Below are 16,399 nucleotides of genomic sequence, written 5' to 3'. Positions count from 1 at the left end.
TCAGTGCCCCTCCTGCGGGAAACGCCACGCCAGCCCCACGGCCAGCGGCGCCAGTACCAGCAGCACCAGCCATAGCGGCAGCTGCACCACCGCTACTGCCGCGAAGGTCAGCCCCGCCAGTGCCCACGGCCGCCAGTGGCGCGGCAAGCGGGCTGCCAGCTTCAGTACCATGCCCAGCAGCAGGCCGATGCCGGCCGGTGCCAGCCCGGCCAGCAGCTGTTGCAGCCATGGCGCCTGCTGGTAATGCTGGTATAGCGTGGCCAGCAACAGGATCAGCGCCAGCGGCGCCAGCAGCAGGCCGGCCACCGCCAGCAGTGCGCCTTGCGCGCCGTGAAAGCGGCTGCCGATCGCCACCGCCATATTGACGATATTGGGGCCGGGCAGTACCTGGCCCAGCGCCAGCAGCTCGGCAAACTCGGCGTCGTTCAGCCAGCGCCGGCGTTGTACCAGCTGGTGCTGCGCCTGCGGCAGCACGCCGCCGAAGCCGCTGAGGCCGATGAGGAAAAAGCCGCCGAACAGCGCTTTCTTGTCGGGAATGATCAGGGTATCCATACCCGGTAGCCTAAGCCCGCCGTGCGGCTGGCACAAACGGCTTTTTCTGGCTTTACTTGTGCGTTATTCTCACAAACATGAACCGCAAGCTCCCGCCGCTCAACGCGCTGCGCGCTTTTGAAATGGCCGCCCGCTACCAAAGCCTGACCGCTGCCGCCGCCCAGCTGCACGTTACCCATAGTGCCGTCAGCCGGCAGGTGGCGCTGCTGGAGGAATGGCTGGGCGTGGCACTGTTCGAACGGCTTGGCCGCCGCCTGCGGCTGACCGACGCCGGCCGCCAGTACTTGCCGGTGGTGCAAGCCGCGTTCGACAGCATTGCCAATGCCACCGAAAAACTCACAAGCCAGAAACCCAGGCTGCTGCGCATCAACGCCGCCCCCACGCTGGCCATGCACTGGCTGCTGCCCCGGCTGACGCAGTTCCAGCGCCGCCACCCGGAAGTAGAGCTGCGGCTGGCCACCTCAGACGCCATCATCAACAACCAGAACGCCGATTTCGACATCGCCATCCGTCGTGGCAACGACCACTGGCCAGGTTTTGTGTCCAACATCTTCCTGACGGAGCACGAGCTGCCGGTGGCCAGCCCGGCCTTGCTGGCACGCCAGCCGTTGCCGGATGCTGCCGCGCTGGCACAGCACACGCTGCTGCACTCGGAAACACGGCCGGTGGCGTGGGAGCGCTGGCTGGCGGCTGCCGGTGTACCCGGTTTGCAGCCTGCGGCCAACCAGCATTTCGATCACTACTATCTGGCGTTGCAGGCGGCGGTGGACGGCATGGGCATCACGCTGGGGCCCAGGCCGGTGATAGACGAGCTGCTGGCCAGCGGCAAACTGCAGATTGCGCTGCCCGGCCCGGCGGTGCGGGTTCGCGGTTATTCGTGGGTGGTACCGCTGGCGCTGGCGGAAGACCCGCTATGCGCCGAATTCTGCGCCTGGCTGGAAGACGAGGGCGGCGCCTAGCGGCAAGGTTGGCCGCAGGCGGAAAAAGCCCAAGGCCGCAGCTTGCGCTGCGGCCTTGGGCTTTTTGCGTGTGCAGTAGGCAGCGCTTACAGACGGAAGCGCGACACCATGCCGTGCAGGTGGTTGGACAGCTGGTGCAGGTCGTCCACGGTACGGGTGGCGTTCTGCACAGCCTGGTCGGTTTCGATGGCCATGTGGTTGGCCACCTCGGCGGCGCGGGCCATTTCGGTGGTGGCGATCGATTGCTCGCGGGTAGCGTCGGCAATGTCGCGGATGGTCAGTACCACGCGGCCCACTTCCTGCTCGATGCCGGCAATCTCGGTGGCCACCTGGCGCGACGCGCCAACGCCGGACTGCACCGACTGCTGCGTGCTGTTCATATTGGCCAGCGCCGAACTCACGTCTTCGTGCGTGGCGTGGATCAGCTGGCCGATCTCCACCGTGGCCTTGGACGTGCGCTCGGCCAGCTTGCGTACCTCGTCGGCCACCACGGCAAAGCCGCGGCCCATTTCGCCGGCGCGGGCGGCTTCGATGGCGGCGTTCAGCGCCAGCAGGTTGGTCTGGTCGGCAATGTCCTTGATCACGTTGATGATCTGGTCCATCTCGGCAGAGCGCTGTCCCAGCCCGCCCAGCGTGGTGGCCAGCTCGCCCACGGCACAGGCAATGCCTTCGATGCTGTCGGCCAGTTCGCCCACCGATTGCGCCGACTGGCGCGAGGTCTGGCCGGTCTGCACTACCGATTCTTCGGCGCTGCCGGCATTGCTGGCGATGTGGTTGATGCTGACGGTGATCTGCTCGATGGTGGCGGCGGTGGCGCTGGAGGCGTCGGCCTGCTGCTGCGAATCGCGCGCCAGCTGGCGGGTAATGCCGTTCAGGTCGTCAATGCCGCCGTTCAGCGACACGGTGTGCTCGCGTACTTCCAGGAACATCTGGCGCAGGCTACCGATGAAGCGGTTGAACGCCTGCGCGGTCTGGCCGATTTCGTCGCGGCTGTCGATCTGCAGCTGGTGGGTGAGGTCGCCCTGGCCGCTGGCGACGTCCAGCAGCGCGTCACGCAGGCGCACCAGGTTGGCCAGCAGGCGGTTCAGCGCCACGTTGGCCAGCAGGGTGGCGGCCACGGCTACCGCCAGGCCGGCCAGTACCAGCGTGATCAGCATCTGGCTCAGCGGTGCCAGCAGAATGTCTTTTTCAGCCACGGTACCCAGCACCCAGTCGGTGCCGTCTACCGGCGCCAGCTCGGCATAGTACGTCTTGCCGTCGATATCCACTTCGTGCAGCTGCGGCGTGGTGCCGGCAGCGGTAAGCAGGCTGCCGTCAAAGCCCGGCATCACGTCGCTCACCGGTTTCAGCGTGCTGCCGTCGGCCGGGTGCACCACGATATGGCCGTCGCGAGTGGCAAGGAAGGCGTAACCGTCGCCGCGCAGCTTGATGCCTTTTACCACGGCGATCAGGCCTTCCAGCACGATGTCGCCGCCGGCGACACCAACCAGCTGGCCGTCACGCAGGATGGGGCTGGCCAGGGTGACGCCCAGTTTGGCCGGGCTGGCAAACATGTAGGGCTGGGTCAGCACCACGCTGCGCTTTTCGCTGGCCAGCTTGTACCACGGGCGGGCGGTGGGGTCATAGCCGGGCTTGGGCGGGCGATTGGGGTCGTCGTAATGCATGGCTTTGTCTTCGTAGCCGGCAAAAATCTGGTCGAAACCGCCGGCGGCTTTGCCTTGCTCCAGGCTGGCGTACGGCGCGCTGGCGTCTTCTTTGCCCAGCCGGCCTGCGGTGGCGCGGATGGCGTCGGCGCGTTGGCCAACCCAGCGGCCCAGCGCCTCACGGTTACCGGCGATGGCAGCGTTCAGTTCTTGTTCGACGCCGCGGACGATTTCTACGCGCATGCGCTGGTAAGCCAGCGCAGCCAGCACGGCAATGGCAATGGCCAGCAGGATGGCCACAAATAGCATCAGTCGCTGTTTCAGTGACATTCGGTGCCTCATCAATGACAAGGGGCGGCCGGCGCCTGTATCTGGCGGCGTGTCGCCCCGGGTGGGTGTGTGGGAGGGTAAAACCTTATTGCTTGTGTTGTTTTGTATCAAATAAGCCGGTTGAATAATAACAAGTAATGAAAAATATTGCAGGCTAACTGCTAACGTTGCGATCGCGCCAAGTAATAAGCCCCGCGCTGCGAAGGGCAGGCGGGGCTTGAAGGCAGGTGTACGTGGTTACAGCCGCAGCTGGCGTGCGGTGGCGCGGCTGGCCAGCGCGTGGTCGTGGGTGACCAGCAGCAGCGCGCAGCCGATGCGCGCCAGTTCGTCCAGCAGGCAGTGCACGGTGTCCTGCTGGGTGAGCGGGTCCAGCCGCGAAGTGGGTTCGTCGGCAAACAGCAGCGCCGGCTGCAGCAGCAGGGTGCGGATCAGCGCCAGCCGTTGCAGCTCGCCGCCCGACACCTGCGACGGCTTGCGCGCCAGCAGGCCGGGCGACAAGCGCAGCCGGTGCAGCAGCGTTTCCAGGTTGGCGACAGGTTGGCCGCAGTGCTTCAGCACGTCGTGCAGCGCGGTGTGCAGCGTCACGTGCGGCGCAAACGCCTGCACCGGGTCCTGGTACAGCTTTTGCCACGCGGTGCGCGGCAAGCCGTCGCGGTAGCGCACGCTGCCGTGGTCGGCACGGGTCAGCCCCAGCAGGATGTTGCCCAGCGTGCTTTTGCCGGCACCGCTGTCGGCCAGCAGGGCCACGCGCTCGCCGGCGGCAATATCGATGTCCACGTCGCGAAACAGCGTTTGGCTGCCGTAGGCCTTGCTGAGGCTGCGGCCCTGCAGCAGCCAGTCGCCCGGCGCCGGGTGTGCGATAGCAGGCCACGCTTGCGGCTCGGCGGCCAACAGCTGTTGCGTGTACGGGTGCTGCGGCTGCTGCAATACCCGGCTGGCCGGGCCTTGCTCCACCACCTCGCCACCGCGCATCACCAGCACCTGGCCGCCCAGCGTGCGTGCAAGCGTGATGTCGTGGGTGATGGTCAGCAGGCAGCGACCGTCGGCCAGATGCTGTTGCAGCAGCTGCGCCAGCGTGGCGCAGGCGCGGTTGTCCAGCCCCTTGCTGGGTTCGTCGGCCAGCAGCAAGCCGGCGCCGCCTAGCGTGGCGGCAGCAAACGCCACCCGCTGCGCCATGCCACCCGACAGCTGGTGCGGGTAATGGCGCTGCGCCGCTTGCAGGCCGAGGCGCGCGAGTTGGCCGCGCGCCTCGGCCTGGGCGCTGCCGGCTTCGCCACGCCAGCCTTCCGCCACCTGCGGCAGTACCCGCATGGTGGGGTCCAGCGCGGTGGCCGGCTCTTGCGGCAGGATGGCCAGCTGTTCGCCCCACAGTGCGCGGCGGTTGGCCGCATCGGCCAGCGGCCACAGTTGGCTACCCTGGCGCAGCTGGCCACTGGCGCGCAGGCCGGCGGGCAGGGTGCCCATGATGGCGTGTGCCAGCAGCGATTTGCCGGAGCCGCTTTCGCCCAGCACGGTCAGTGCCTCGCCTGGGTACAGGGTGAGGTCCAGCGGCTGCAGCAGGCAGTGTTGTTGCTGGTAGACGGCCACGCCGTCCAGATGCAGGCTGGTCATCGTTTCACCTCCAGCGGGCGCAGCAACACCAGTGCGGCCAAGGTCAGCGCCAGCACGGCCACCGGGGCCAGCACCAGCCGCGGTGCTTCGCTGTAATGCGGCAAGGCCTCAGTCATCATCAGGCCCAGCTCGGCCGCCGGCGGTTGCAGGCCGACGCCGACATAGCCCAGCGTGGACAGCGCCAGGATGGCGGTGGCCATGCCGAAGCTGGCCATGGTTAGCAGCATGGGCGCCAGCTCCGGCCACAGGTGGCGACGCACGATATACCCGGGGCCAAAGCCCAGCAGGCGCGAGGCTTCCACGTGCTGGCTGGCCAGTACCAGCCGGCTGCGCGCCCGTGTCATGCGGAAGTATTCCACCCATTGCGCCAGCGCCAGCCCCAGGTACAGGGTGACAAAGCCGCCCTTGGCCATGGCGGAAAAAATCAGCACGATCAGCAGCCCCGGCAGCGCCAGCACGCCGTCGGCCACGCCGCGCAGTACGGTGTCGGTGATGCCGCCGCGCCAGGCGGACAGCACGCCCAGCAGGCAACCCAGCAGCGCGGCGCTCAGCACGCACAGCGCGGCCAACCCCAGCGACAGCCGGGTGGCGCTGGCCACGCGCGCCATTACGCTGCGGCCCAGCTGGTCGCGGCCCAGCGGCTCGGCCAGGCTGGGGCTGGCCAGAAACTGCATCAGGTCCTGGCGTGCCGGGTCCGGCCATAGCCAGGGTCCGGCCACGGCCAGCAGGACGATCAGCCCCAGCAGCAGCCAGGCCAAGCGGCGGTGCCAGGGTAACAAGGCAAGGTAAGTCATTTACGGCTCCGCCGGGCCACGCGGGTCGATGGCCAGGCATAACAGGTCGGTGAGGGTATTGAGCAGCACGAACAGCCAGGCCAGCAGCAGGGTGCAGCCCTGGATCATCGGGACGTCGCGCCAGAACACGGCGTGCACCAGCGCGTGGCCGATGCCGGGCCAGGCAAACAGGCTTTCCACCACCACCACGCCTTCGATCAGCAGCACCAGCTGCACGCCGGCGTAGGCCACCACGGTGACGCCGATATTGCGCAGGCCGTGGCGCCAGAACGCCCGCCACGGCGACAGGCCTTTGGTGAGCGCAAAGCGGTAGTAGTCGGACTGCACCACCGCCAGCACGCTGTCGCGCACGATGCGCGCGGTGAGGCCGCACAGGCCCAGCCCCAGCGTCAGCGCCGGCAGCAACAGGTTGCCATCCTCACCGTGGCCGGCGGCCGGCACCCAGCCCAGCTGTACCGATAAACCCAGCATCAGCATCAGGCCCAGCAGGAACGGCGGCAGCGCCCGCAGCGCTACGCTCGCCAGCAGGGTCAGGCGGTCGGCCCAGCCGCCGGGCCGCAGGCCGCTGGCCAGCCCCAGTGGCAGGCCCAGCGCCAAAGCCAGCGCCACGCTGGCGGCGGCCAGCTGCAGCGTAGCGCCCAGGTGATGGCCGATTTCTTCCAGCACCGCGCCGCCGGTCACCAGCGATTGCCCCAGCTGGCCGTGCGCCAGCTGTTGCAGCCAGTGGGCAAACTGCTGCCACGCCGGTTGCGTCAGCCCCAGCTCCTGCCGCACCGCGTCGGCGGCGGCGGCGTCTACGTAGTCGTAGCCGTAGCGGCCGGCGGCAATGCGGAACGCCATGTCACCCGGCAGCTGCTGCACCAGCACAAAGCACAGCGTGGCCACCAGCAGCGAGACCACCAGCGCCTGTACCAGCCGCTGGCCCAGCACGCGGGCCAGGCCGTGTTGCGTGAGGGCGGCCATTTAGCGGCCCCAGCTCATGTCACTCAGGCGGTAGCTGCGTTCTTGCGGGTCGAGGCTGACGCCGCGCAGCGCCTTGTTCACCGCCGCGCTCTGGCGGTACCAAGCTACCGGCAGCACCGGCAGCTCCTGTTGCAGGATGGTGGCCACTTTCAGCCGCGCGGCGGCGGCCTGCGCCGGCTTCAGCCCGCCCTGGCCCAGGGCGGCCAACTGTTGCGACAGCACGGCGTGCTGCCACTTCATCACGCCCCAGTCGGCGCCGTCGTCGGTGAAGTCACCCAGCAGCGTGACCAGCGGGTCCGGCACCAGCGCGTAGTTGCGCGCGTACAGCGCCAGCTCCAGCGTACCGTCCTTGTGGCCGGCCGGAATCTCGCTGGAGTTACCTACCTTCACCTGCACGGCAATGCCGGCCTGGCGCAGCTGTTCCTGCAGCGCGGTGGCAATCAGCGGCAGCTCGGGGCGGTCGGGGTAGGTGCGCAGCGTCAGCGCCAGCTTCTCGCCGTTGCGTACCAGCTGGCCGTCGGCGTCCGGCTTCCAGCCCAGCGCGGCAAAGCTGCGGCGGGCTTGCTCGGGCTGGTAGGCCAGCGCCGGCAGCGCCGGCTGGTGCCAGGCTTTCATGCTGGGCGGGAACAGCTGCGTGGCCGCCATCTGTGGGTCGCGCAGCAGCGCGGTGGCAATGGCCTGGCGGTTCAGGCTCTGGCTGATGGCCAGGCGCATGGCCGGGGTGTTCAGCCATTTGTGGCCGGCGTTGAACTTGATCTGGATGGCGCGAGGCAGCGTGGCGGACACGATGCTGACGCGCGGGCTGGCTTGCAGCCGCGTAATGCTGACCGGGTCCAGGCCGAAGGCGATGTCTGCCTGGCCGCTTTCCGCCATCAGGGTGCGGCTTTCGGCGCGGCCGATGGCCTGGTAGCCCACCTCGGTAATGGCCGGCTTCTTGCCCTGCCAGCCGGCAAAGGCCTGCACGCTGACGCGTTGCGGCTGCTGCAGCTGGCTGATGCGGTACGGGCCGCTGCCGATGATGCTTTTTACGCTACCGTCGGCGGCGTACGACGCCGGTGCCAGCACCTGGGTATGGGTGTGGGCAAATACCGCCGGCAGCGGGGCGAACGGTTTGCTCAGCACCACCACCACGTCCTTGCCGTCGGCACGGATGGCGCTGATGGGGGCGTTTTCCAGCATGCCGGGCTTCTTGCGCGCTTTTTCCAGCGCCGCCACCACGTTGGCCGCCGTTACCGCGCTGCCGTCGTGAAATCGTGCGCCGTCGCGCAGCGTGAAGCGCCAGCTCAGCTGGTCGCTGCTGGCTTGCCAGCGGCTGGCCAGGCCGGGTTTGAGGGTGCCGGCGTTATCGGCGTCCACCAGGGTTTCGGCCACTTGCAAGCGGGTAAACAGAATGCCGCTGCTCGACGACGGGTCCAGGCTGTGGATTTCCCACGGGCCGATCAGGTTCAGTGCTTTGGCCTGGGCAGACAGGCCGACAGCCAGCAGCAGGCTGCCGGCAATAAGGCGGGATTGCAGAGGGTGCATGGCGGGCTCCAGTCTTATCGAGAATTATTATCGGCCGGAATGCTATACAGTAACATTTTGTTTGGCAAGTGCGGTTTGCCGCATCGCAGCAGGCGGCGTGGCGCGCCAAAAACAGCAGCCCGGCGTGCAAGCGGCAGGCCGGGCGTAGGCGAGGGAGAAGGGCAGCGCGCTGCTAGCCGCTATGCGGGCATAGCACGCTGTGGCCGCTGGCGGTGTGTGCCTGGTGGATGGCGACGCCGAATACCGGCGCCAGCACGGCGGGGGTAAGGATGTCGCGGGCGGGGCCGGCGGCCAGTAGCCGGCCGTGCTGCAGCAACAGCACGCGGTCGGCGTAGGCCAGCGCGGCGTTCAAATCGTGCAGCACCACCACGCAGGTAAGCTGGCGCGCTTGCGTTTGCTCGCGCACGCTGCGCATCACCTGCACCTGGTGTTGCAGGTCCAGCGCGCTGATCGGCTCGTCCAGCAGCAACAGGCCGGGCTGGCGCAGCAGCACCTGTGCCAGAAACACCATCTGGCGTTGGCCGCCGCTGAGCTCGCACAGTCGGCGTTCGGCCAGCGCGCCCAGCCCCAGTGCGGCCAACTGTTGCTGTACCGCAGCGCGCTGTTCGGCGCTGACGCGCCAGCCCAAGGCCCCCAGCTGCCCCAGCAGCACCGCCTCGGTCACGCTGAGCCGGCTGCGCGTGCTGCAGTCCTGCGGCAGGTAGCCGCAGGCCGCGTGCAGCTGGCCGCCGCGTTGCAGCGGCAGCGCCTGGCCCTGCCACTGCAGTTGGCCGCGTGCCGGCAGCAGGCCTGCCAGTGTTTTCAGCAGCGTGGTCTTGCCGCTGCCATTGGGGCCGAGCAGGGCGGTGACTTCGCCCGGCCGCGCCTCGAACGACACATCGTGCAGGATGGCCTGGCGCCCCAGGCTGACGTTCAGTTGTTGTGCCTGCAGCATTACCACGCCCCCGGTTTGCTGCGCATCACCAGCAGCAGGAAGAACGGCACGCCGACGGCGGCGGTGACGATGCCGATCGGAATCAGCGCCCCCGGAGACAGCCATTTGCCCAGCAGCGACGACAGCGACAGCAGCAGCGCGCCGCACAGCGCGGCGCCGGGCAGCAGCAGGCGCTGGTCTTCGCCCAGCAAAAAGCGCGCGATGTGCGGCGCGATCAGCCCGACAAAGCCGATGGTGCCGACAAAGGCCACCGCCGCGCCGGTGAGCAGCGACACGATGGCCAGTGCGCGCCAGCGCAGCGCCGTCACGTTGACGCCCAGGCTTTGCGCCCGCTCGTCCGACAGCCCCAGCGCGGTAAAGCGCCAGGCGTCGCGCAGCAGCAGCGGCAGGCACAGCGCCAGCACGGCCGCTACCAGCCCCAGCTTGGGCCAGCTGGCCTTGTACAGGCTGCCGAACAGCCAGAACACGATGGCCTGCAGCGCCTCGGGCGAGGCCAGGTATTGCAGCAGCGACAGCAGCGCCTGAAACAGGAACAGCAGCGCAATGCCGCCCAGCACGTAGCTGTCGGCCTGGCCGCCCTTGGCGCGGCCGATGCCCAGCACCGCGCTGCAGGCGATACCGGCAAACAGGAACGCCGCCAGCGGTACGGCGACGGTTTCCGGCAGCGGCAGCGCACTGTCCAGCACGATCACCAGCGCCGCGCCAAAGCCGGCGCCAGCCGACACGCCCAGCGTGTAGCTGCTGGCCAGCGGGTTGTGCAGCACGGTCTGCATCACCAGCCCGGACAAGCCCAGCGCGGCGCCTACCAGCAGTGCCATCAGCGCCACCGGCAGGCGGATCTGCCACACGATGACGTCGCTGCCGCGCTCGGCGCCGCTACCGCTCAGCGCGGCGACGACTTCGCGCAGCGGCAGCATTGACGGGCCGCTGGCCACGTCCAGCAGCAGCGACAACAGCAGCAAGCCGGCCATCAGCAACAGCATGGCCAGTGCGGGCGCCAGCCGGTGGGCGGCGGGCAGGGGCAGGCTCAGGGTGCTCACGGCTTCAGCGTCACCATCCAGCTACCGCTGTACTTCACCGGCAGGTAGCGCTCGTGGAACTGGCGCAGCTCGGCCACCGGGTTCACGTCGGCAAACTGCGCCGGGTACAGCTGTTTGGCGATGAACTGCATGGCGGTGTAGTCCACCAGCGTGCGCGCCAAGCCGTGGTCCAGCGTGTATACGTGCTGTTGCTGCACGGCTTTCAGCGTGTCCCAGCCGGCGCGCTTGGTGTACGGCAGCAGCGTGGCGCGGGCGGTGGCGTCGTCCGAGGCGTAGCCCAGCTTTACCGCCTTGGGGCGGTTCTGCCACGACGAGCCGGCGATGATCACGTGATCCGGGTTGGCTGCCAGTACGGCTTCCGGGTTCAGCGGGCCCCAGTTGGCGCTGATGCGGCCGTTGGCGATATTGTCGGCGCCCAGGTTGTCCAGCATCTGACCCCACATGGTGTCGCGGTAGGTGTTGCCGATGGTGTCGGCGCCGTCACGGCCCAGCTCTACGTACACCTTGGGCTTGGCGGTGGCCTTGGCGCGCGCGATGCGGGCCATCACGTCCTGGTATTTCTTCTGGTACAGGCTGGCCAGTTCTTCGGCGCGCTTGTCGCTACCCATCACCTTGCCCAGCACGCGGGTGCTGGCCAGGTGGCGTTCCAGCGTTTGCGCGTTGTAGTCCACCACCACGATGGGGATGCCGGCCGCGCTCAGCTGCTGCGCCGCCGGGCCCAGCGCCTTGTAACCCCACTCCGGCAGGATCAGCACGTCGGGTTTCAGCGCGATCACTTTTTCGGCGCTGAAGCTGTTGTCGTCGGTAAAGCCCACGTCCGGCATGTCTTTCAGCTGTGGAATCACCTCTACGTAGCGTGCCCAGTTGCCGGCGCGCCAGCCGGCCCAGCCGGTTTTGCTGATGCCCACTACGTTTTGCCACGCTTTGGCACCGGCAATGGCGGTGAATTCTTCAAAGTGAAAGCCCAGCACCACGCGCTTGGCCGGCGCATCGACGGTGACTTCGCGGCCGCTGACGTCGGTGAACTTCACCGGCTTGGCCAGCAGGGAGGTAGCGGGCAGCAGGCACAGGGTGGCCAGCAACAGGGGGCGGCTAAAGGCAGACATGCGGGGCTCCGGCAACGGAAGGAAAGGCCGGATTATCGATAAACGTTGGCCGCGGCGCCTGCGACATAGTGTCGCAGGGGGGGGCGGCCAAGTGTCGCAGCATTTTTATACCGCGTTTACACCACGCTGCCACCATTTAGCACGATCTTTCGATGGCGCGCCCTACAGTGGCAGTGTTGCTCCCCTTATCGAGGTAATCATGCAAGATCTGATCTGGCTGGGCGGGCTGGTGCTGCTGTGTGGCAGCACTGTCGGCCTGCTGCGCGTTTATCACACTTTGTCCGGCAGGAGGGCGTCATGACCCTGCTTACCCTGACTGCGGCCATCCTGGCCGTGCTGCTGGCCGGCTGGCTGGTGCATGCGCTGCTGCACGCGGAGGACCTGCCATGATGCTGCAATTCTTCAGCCTGCTGGCGGTGTTCATGCTGCTGCTGACACTGTCTGCCCGCCCGATGGGCGCCTGGCTGGCACCGTTGGCCGCCGGGCAAGTGAGCCCGCGCTGGCAAGCCCTGGACGCCGCACTGCTGCGGCTGGCCGGTATCCGCGATAGCGGCATGGGCTGGCGCCAGTACGCGCTGGCGGTGCTAGTGTTCAACCTGCTGGGCGCGCTGCTGCTGTACGCGCTGCAACGCCTGCAAGGCGTGCTGCCGTTCAACCCGCAAGGCATGGGCGCGGTGGAAGCCGGCTCGGCGTTCAATACCGCTATCAGCTTTGTCACCAATACCAACTGGCAGGGCTACGCCGGTGAAAGCACGATGAGCTATTTCACCCAGATGGCCGGCCTGGCGGTGCAGAACTTCCTGTCCGCCGCTACCGGCATCGCAGTGGCGTTTGCGCTGATGCGCGGCTTTACCCGCCGCGAAAGCACCGACCTGGGCAACTTCTGGGCCGACGTGTTGCGGGTGTCGGTCTACCTGCTGCTGCCGCTGTCGCTGCTGCTGGCGCTGGTGTTCGTGCAGCAGGGCGTGCCGCAAACCTTGGCCGCGTATAGCGATTACACCGCGCTGGCCGGCCACGCGCAGACGCTGGCGCTGGGCCCGGTGGCGTCGCAGGAAGCCATCAAGCTGCTGGGCACTAACGGCGGCGGCTTCTTCAATGCCAACTCGGCGCACCCGTTCGAAAACCCCACCGAGCTCGTCAACCTGCTGCAGATGCTGGCCATCTTCCTGATCCCCGCCGGCCTCACCCACGCCTTTGGCCGCTTGGCGGGCGACCGTCGCCAGGGCTGGGCGCTGTACGCGGCGATGAGCGTGATCTTCATCGCCTGCGCCAGCGGCGTGATGGCAGCCGAAAGCCAGGGCAACCCGCTGTTGGCCGCGCTGGGCGTGGACGGCAGCAGTGGTAACTGGGAAGGCAAGGAAGTGCGCTTCGGCATGGCCGCCAGCAGCCTGTTCATTACCGTCACCACCGCCGCCAGCTGCGGCGCGGTGAACGCCATGCACGATTCGCTGACCGCGCTGGGCGGCATGCTGCCGATGTGGCTGATGCAGCTGGGCGAGGTGGTGTTCGGCGGCGTGGGCTCCGGCCTGTACGGCATGCTGGTGTTTGCCGTGCTGGCGGTGTTCGTGGCCGGGCTGATGGTGGGCCGCACGCCGGAATACCTGGGCAAGAAGATCGAGGCTTTCGACATGAAGATGGTGGCGCTGGTGATCCTCACCACCCCGGCGCTGGTGCTGGCCGGCACCGCCGCCAGCGTGCTGCTGGCGCCCGGTCTTGCCGGCCTGGCCAACCCTGGCGCGCACGGCTTCAGCGAGGTGCTGTACGCGTTCAGCTCGGCGGCCAACAACAACGGCAGCGCCTTTGCCGGCCTGTCTGCCAACACCCCGTACTACAACGCGCTGCTGGGCATCGCCATGTGGCTGGGCCGCTTTGCCGTCATCGTGCCGGTACTGGCACTGGCCGGCAGCCTGGCGGCCAAGAAGACGCTGGCTACCACCAGCGGCAGCATGCCCACCCACGGCGGCCTGTTCATCGGCCTGCTGGTCGGCAGCGTACTGCTGGTGGGCGCATTGACCTATCTGCCGGCACTGGCGCTGGGCCCGGTGGCCGAGCACCTGATGATCTGGGCGCGTTAAGCAGGAGACCAAAATGAGCGATAACAAAACCAGCCTGCCGCTGTTCGACCCGGCACTGCTGAAGCCGGCGCTGCGCGACAGCGTGCGCAAGCTGGCGCTGCGCGAGCAGCTGAAAAACCCGGTGATGTTCGTGGTGTACCTGGGCAGCGTGCTGTGCAGCGTACTGTGGGTGATGGCACTGCAGGGCAAGGGCGACGCACCGGCCTGGCTCACCGGCAGCATTGCCGTGTGGCTGTGGTTTACCGTGCTGTTTGCCAACTTTGCCGAGGCATTGGCCGAGGGCCGCAGCCGCGCCCAGGCCGCCAGCCTCAAAAGCCTGAAAAAAGCCACCATCGCCAAGAAGCTGTCCGCACCGTACCGCTACGGTGCCGGCTTTACCGTGGTGGACGCCAGCGACCTGCGCAAGGACGACGTGGTACTGGTGCAGCACACCGACCTCATCCCCTGCGACGGCGAGATCATCGAGGGCATTGCCAGCGTGGACGAGTCGGCCATTACCGGCGAGTCGGCCCCGGTGATCCGCGAATCGGGCGGCGACTTCAGCTCGGTGACCGGCGGTACCCGCGTGCTGTCGGACTGGATCGTGGTGCGCGTCAGCGTCAACCCCGGTGAAACCTTCATCGACCGCATGATCGCGATGGTGGAAGGCGCCAAACGCCGCAAGACGCCCAACGAGATTGCGCTCACCATCCTGTTGCTGGCGCTGACACTGGTGTTTTTGATGGTGACGGTGACGCTGCTGCCGTTCTCGGTGTACAGCGTGGGCGCCGCCGGCAGCGGCGAGGTGATCTCGCTGCCGGTACTGCTGGCGCTGCTGGTGTGCCTGATCCCCACCACCATCGGTGGCCTGCTGTCGGCCATCGGTGTGGCCGGCATGAGCCGGCTGATGACGGCCAACGTTATCGCCACCAGCGGCCGTGCCGTGGAAGCCGCCGGCGACGTGGACGTGCTGCTGCTGGACAAGACCGGCACCATCACCTTCGGCAACCGCCAGGCCGCCGCCTTCATCGCCGCCGCCGGCAGCACGCCCACCGCGCTGGCCGAAGCCGCCTGGCTGGCCTCGCTGGCCGACGACACGCCGGAAGGCAAGAGCATCGTGGTGCTGGCGCAGCAGCAAACCCGCGCCGTGGCCCCGCACCACGACGGCGTGCTGAGCGAAAGCCAACTGGGGCAGGGCACCTTACAGGCGCTGCACCAGGGCCTGGTACCGCCCGGCGCCAGCTTTGTGCCGTTTACCGCGCAGTCGCGCATGTCCGGCATCAACCTGGGCGAGCGCCAGATCCGCAAAGGCGCGGCCGACGCCATCCGCCGCCACGTGCTGCAGCTGGGCGGCAGCTTTAGCCCGGCCCTGCAACAGCAGGTGGACGGCATTGCCAGCCGTGGCAGCACGCCGCTGGTGGTGGCCGAAGGCGCCCGCGTGCTGGGCGTGGTGGAACTGAAAGACGTGGTGAAGCCGGGCATCAAGCAGCGCTTTGCCCAGCTGCGGCAGATGGGCATCAAGACGGTGATGGTGACCGGCGACAACCGCCTGACCGCCGCCGCCATCGCCGCCGAAGCGGGCGTGGACGACTTTCTGGCCGAGGCCACGCCGGAAAACAAGCTGGCGCTGATCCGCGATTACCAGCAGCGCGGCCAACTGGTGGCCATGACCGGCGACGGCACCAACGACGCCCCGGCGCTGGCGCAGGCCGACGTGGCGGTGGCGATGAACAGCGGCACCCAGGCCGCGCGCGAGGCCGCCAATATGGTGGACCTCGACTCCAGCCCCACCAAGCTGATCCAGGTAGTGGAAATCGGCAAACAGATGCTGATGACGCGCGGCGCGCTGACCACCTTCAGCCTGGCCAACGACGTGGCCAAGTACTTCGCCATCATCCCGGCGGCGTTTGCCGGCACCTACCCGCAGCTGGGCTTGCTGAACGTGATGCAGCTGGCCAGCCCGGCGTCGGCGCTGTTGTCGGCGGTGATCTTCAACGCGCTGATCATCGTGGTGCTGATTCCGCTGGCGCTCAAAGGCGTGCGCTACCGCGCGCTGGGCGCCGAGGCGCTGCTGCGCCGCAACCTGTTGGTGTACGGTCTGGGCGGCCTGCTGCTGCCCTTTGCCGGCATCAAGCTGATCGACATGCTGCTGGCCCTGCTGGGGCTGGTGTAAGCCATTTTCTATAAAGGAAACCGTATGCAACACGTACTGTCCGGCAGCGACACCCAGGCTGCCAAACCCGCCGCCAGCGCCCTGTGGTGGCCCGCCGCCCGCCTGTTGCTGGGCCTCACCCTGCTGCTGGGTCTGGTGTACCCGCTGGCCGTTACCGGCCTGGCGCAGTGGCTGTTTCCGGCGCAGGCGCAGGGTTCGCTGCTGCAACAGCAAGGCCGCGTGGTGGGTTCGGCGCTGATCGGCCAGGCCTTCAGCAAACCGGGCGAGTTCTGGGGCCGCCCGTCCGCCACCGCCAGCACGCCGTACAATGGCGCCGGCTCCGGTGGCAGCAACCTGGGCCCGGCCAACCCGGCGCTGGCCAAGGCGGTGGCCGAGCGCATCGCCGCGCTGAAAGCCGCCGGCCCGCTGCCGGCCGGCCCGGTACCGGCCGATCTGGTGACCGCGTCTGCCAGCGGGCTGGACCCGCACATCAGCTTGGCCGCCGCGCTGTACCAGGTACCGCGCGTAGCCGCCGCACGCCAGCTGGACGCCGGCAAGCTGGAACAGCTGGTACGCCAGCAGGCGCAGCAGGCCTGGTTCGGCAGCGACGCCACGGCACGGGTGAACGTGCTGCAGCTGAACCTGGCGCTGGCCGGCAGCTGATACCATCGGCAAGCGCCATGTGACGCACAAGGTTGGCCGCCTGCGGCCAACCTTGCCGCTGTTTCCAGTAACCG

13 protein-coding genes are annotated in these 16,399 nt (G+C 67.9%); 4 read left to right on the top strand and 9 right to left on the bottom strand.

Annotated elements, in window-relative coordinates; translation table 11 throughout:
* Positions 1-552 carry a chromate transporter gene (locus FLQ03_RS09575; RefSeq protein ID WP_144371199.1) on the bottom strand — a complete coding sequence of 184 codons (552 nt, stop codon included), beginning with the start codon at positions 550-552 and terminating at the stop codon, positions 1-3.
* Positions 553-629: 77 nt separating this feature from the next.
* On the opposite strand from FLQ03_RS09575, the gene gcvA reads away from it, so the two are divergent.
* Positions 630-1,511 carry a transcriptional regulator GcvA gene (gcvA, locus tag FLQ03_RS09570; protein ID WP_144371198.1) on the top strand — a complete coding sequence of 294 codons (882 nt, stop codon included), beginning with the start codon at positions 630-632 and terminating at the stop codon, positions 1,509-1,511.
* Positions 1,512-1,597: 86 nt separating this feature from the next.
* Here the strand turns inward: gcvA and FLQ03_RS09565 are convergent, their stop codons facing one another.
* The 8 genes from FLQ03_RS09565 to FLQ03_RS09530 form a co-directional block, all read right to left on the bottom strand.
* Positions 1,598-3,484: a methyl-accepting chemotaxis protein gene (locus FLQ03_RS09565; RefSeq protein ID WP_206210921.1), complete on the bottom strand. Its 1,887-nt coding sequence runs from the start codon at positions 3,482-3,484 to the stop codon at positions 1,598-1,600.
* Between the two features lie 237 nt (positions 3,485-3,721).
* The gene (locus tag FLQ03_RS09560) at positions 3,722-5,095 is read right to left on the bottom strand and encodes an ABC transporter ATP-binding protein (protein WP_144371197.1); all 1,374 of its coding nucleotides are present in this window, start codon (positions 5,093-5,095) and stop codon (positions 3,722-3,724) included.
* Complete coding sequence (locus FLQ03_RS09555) at positions 5,092-5,889, bottom strand: ABC transporter permease (RefSeq protein ID WP_144371196.1); 798 nt, start codon at positions 5,887-5,889, stop codon at positions 5,092-5,094. The genes FLQ03_RS09560 and FLQ03_RS09555 overlap by 4 nt, the downstream gene beginning before the upstream one ends.
* Positions 5,890-6,852, bottom strand: a complete 963-nt coding sequence (locus FLQ03_RS09550; protein WP_144371195.1) for an ABC transporter permease — start codon at positions 6,850-6,852, stop codon at positions 5,890-5,892.
* Positions 6,853-8,376, bottom strand: a complete 1,524-nt coding sequence (locus tag FLQ03_RS09545; RefSeq protein WP_144371194.1) for an ABC transporter substrate-binding protein — start codon at positions 8,374-8,376, stop codon at positions 6,853-6,855.
* A 172-nt stretch (positions 8,377-8,548) separates the two neighbouring features.
* Positions 8,549-9,310 carry an ABC transporter ATP-binding protein gene (locus FLQ03_RS09540; protein WP_170252364.1) on the bottom strand — a complete coding sequence of 254 codons (762 nt, stop codon included), beginning with the start codon at positions 9,308-9,310 and terminating at the stop codon, positions 8,549-8,551.
* Entirely contained in the window at positions 9,310-10,350 is a 1,041-nt protein-coding gene (locus FLQ03_RS09535; protein ID WP_144371192.1) for a FecCD family ABC transporter permease, read from the bottom strand. Before FLQ03_RS09535 ends, FLQ03_RS09540 begins: the two co-directional genes overlap by 1 nt.
* Positions 10,347-11,456, bottom strand: a complete 1,110-nt coding sequence (locus FLQ03_RS09530) for an ABC transporter substrate-binding protein (protein WP_144371191.1) — start codon at positions 11,454-11,456, stop codon at positions 10,347-10,349. Before FLQ03_RS09530 ends, FLQ03_RS09535 begins: the two co-directional genes overlap by 4 nt.
* A 386-nt stretch (positions 11,457-11,842) precedes the next feature.
* Between FLQ03_RS09530 and kdpA the strand changes: the two genes are divergently transcribed.
* From kdpA to kdpC, 3 genes are read left to right on the top strand one after another with little or no spacing between them, the layout of a single operon-like run.
* Positions 11,843-13,531, top strand: coding sequence for a potassium-transporting ATPase subunit KdpA (kdpA, locus tag FLQ03_RS09525; RefSeq protein WP_144371190.1), 1,689 nt, complete (start codon positions 11,843-11,845; stop codon positions 13,529-13,531).
* Positions 13,532-13,544: 13 nt separating this feature from the next.
* Positions 13,545-15,683, top strand: coding sequence for a potassium-transporting ATPase subunit KdpB (gene kdpB, locus FLQ03_RS09520; protein ID WP_144371189.1), 2,139 nt, complete (start codon positions 13,545-13,547; stop codon positions 15,681-15,683).
* 24 nt (positions 15,684-15,707) lie between these two features.
* Positions 15,708-16,325 carry a potassium-transporting ATPase subunit KdpC gene (kdpC, locus tag FLQ03_RS09515; RefSeq protein ID WP_206210920.1) on the top strand — a complete coding sequence of 206 codons (618 nt, stop codon included), beginning with the start codon at positions 15,708-15,710 and terminating at the stop codon, positions 16,323-16,325.
* The last annotated feature ends 74 nt before the right edge of the window (positions 16,326-16,399 follow it).

It is taken from the genome of Vogesella urethralis, assembly GCF_007644045.2.
Classification (GTDB): Bacteria; Pseudomonadota; Gammaproteobacteria; order Burkholderiales; family Chromobacteriaceae; genus Vogesella; species Vogesella urethralis.
The sequence above is the reverse complement of the archived record's forward strand: the minus strand, read 5'-3'. Positions and strand labels throughout refer to the sequence as shown.

What these genes read in the sequence shown, in the direction of transcription:
- gcvA (WP_144371198.1), top strand. Translation starts at nt 630, where the DNA reads ATGAACCGCAAGCTCCCGCCGCTCAACGCGCTGCGCGCTTTTGAAATG.
- FLQ03_RS09550 (WP_144371195.1), bottom strand. Translation starts at nt 6,852, where the DNA reads ATGGCCGCCCTCACGCAACACGGCCTGGCCCGCGTGCTGGGCCAGCGG.
- kdpA (WP_144371190.1), top strand. Translation starts at nt 11,843, where the DNA reads ATGATGCTGCAATTCTTCAGCCTGCTGGCGGTGTTCATGCTGCTGCTG.
- kdpC (WP_206210920.1), top strand. Translation starts at nt 15,708, where the DNA reads ATGCAACACGTACTGTCCGGCAGCGACACCCAGGCTGCCAAACCCGCC.
- FLQ03_RS09540 (WP_170252364.1), bottom strand. Translation starts at nt 9,310, where the DNA reads ATGCTGCAGGCACAACAACTGAACGTCAGCCTGGGGCGCCAGGCCATC.
- FLQ03_RS09555 (WP_144371196.1), bottom strand. Translation starts at nt 5,889, where the DNA reads ATGACTTACCTTGCCTTGTTACCCTGGCACCGCCGCTTGGCCTGGCTG.
- FLQ03_RS09545 (WP_144371194.1), bottom strand. Translation starts at nt 8,376, where the DNA reads ATGCACCCTCTGCAATCCCGCCTTATTGCCGGCAGCCTGCTGCTGGCT.
- FLQ03_RS09565 (WP_206210921.1), bottom strand. Translation starts at nt 3,484, where the DNA reads ATGTCACTGAAACAGCGACTGATGCTATTTGTGGCCATCCTGCTGGCC.
- FLQ03_RS09575 (WP_144371199.1), bottom strand. Translation starts at nt 552, where the DNA reads ATGGATACCCTGATCATTCCCGACAAGAAAGCGCTGTTCGGCGGCTTT.
- kdpB (WP_144371189.1), top strand. Translation starts at nt 13,545, where the DNA reads ATGAGCGATAACAAAACCAGCCTGCCGCTGTTCGACCCGGCACTGCTG.
- FLQ03_RS09530 (WP_144371191.1), bottom strand. Translation starts at nt 11,456, where the DNA reads ATGTCTGCCTTTAGCCGCCCCCTGTTGCTGGCCACCCTGTGCCTGCTG.
- FLQ03_RS09560 (WP_144371197.1), bottom strand. Translation starts at nt 5,095, where the DNA reads ATGACCAGCCTGCATCTGGACGGCGTGGCCGTCTACCAGCAACAACAC.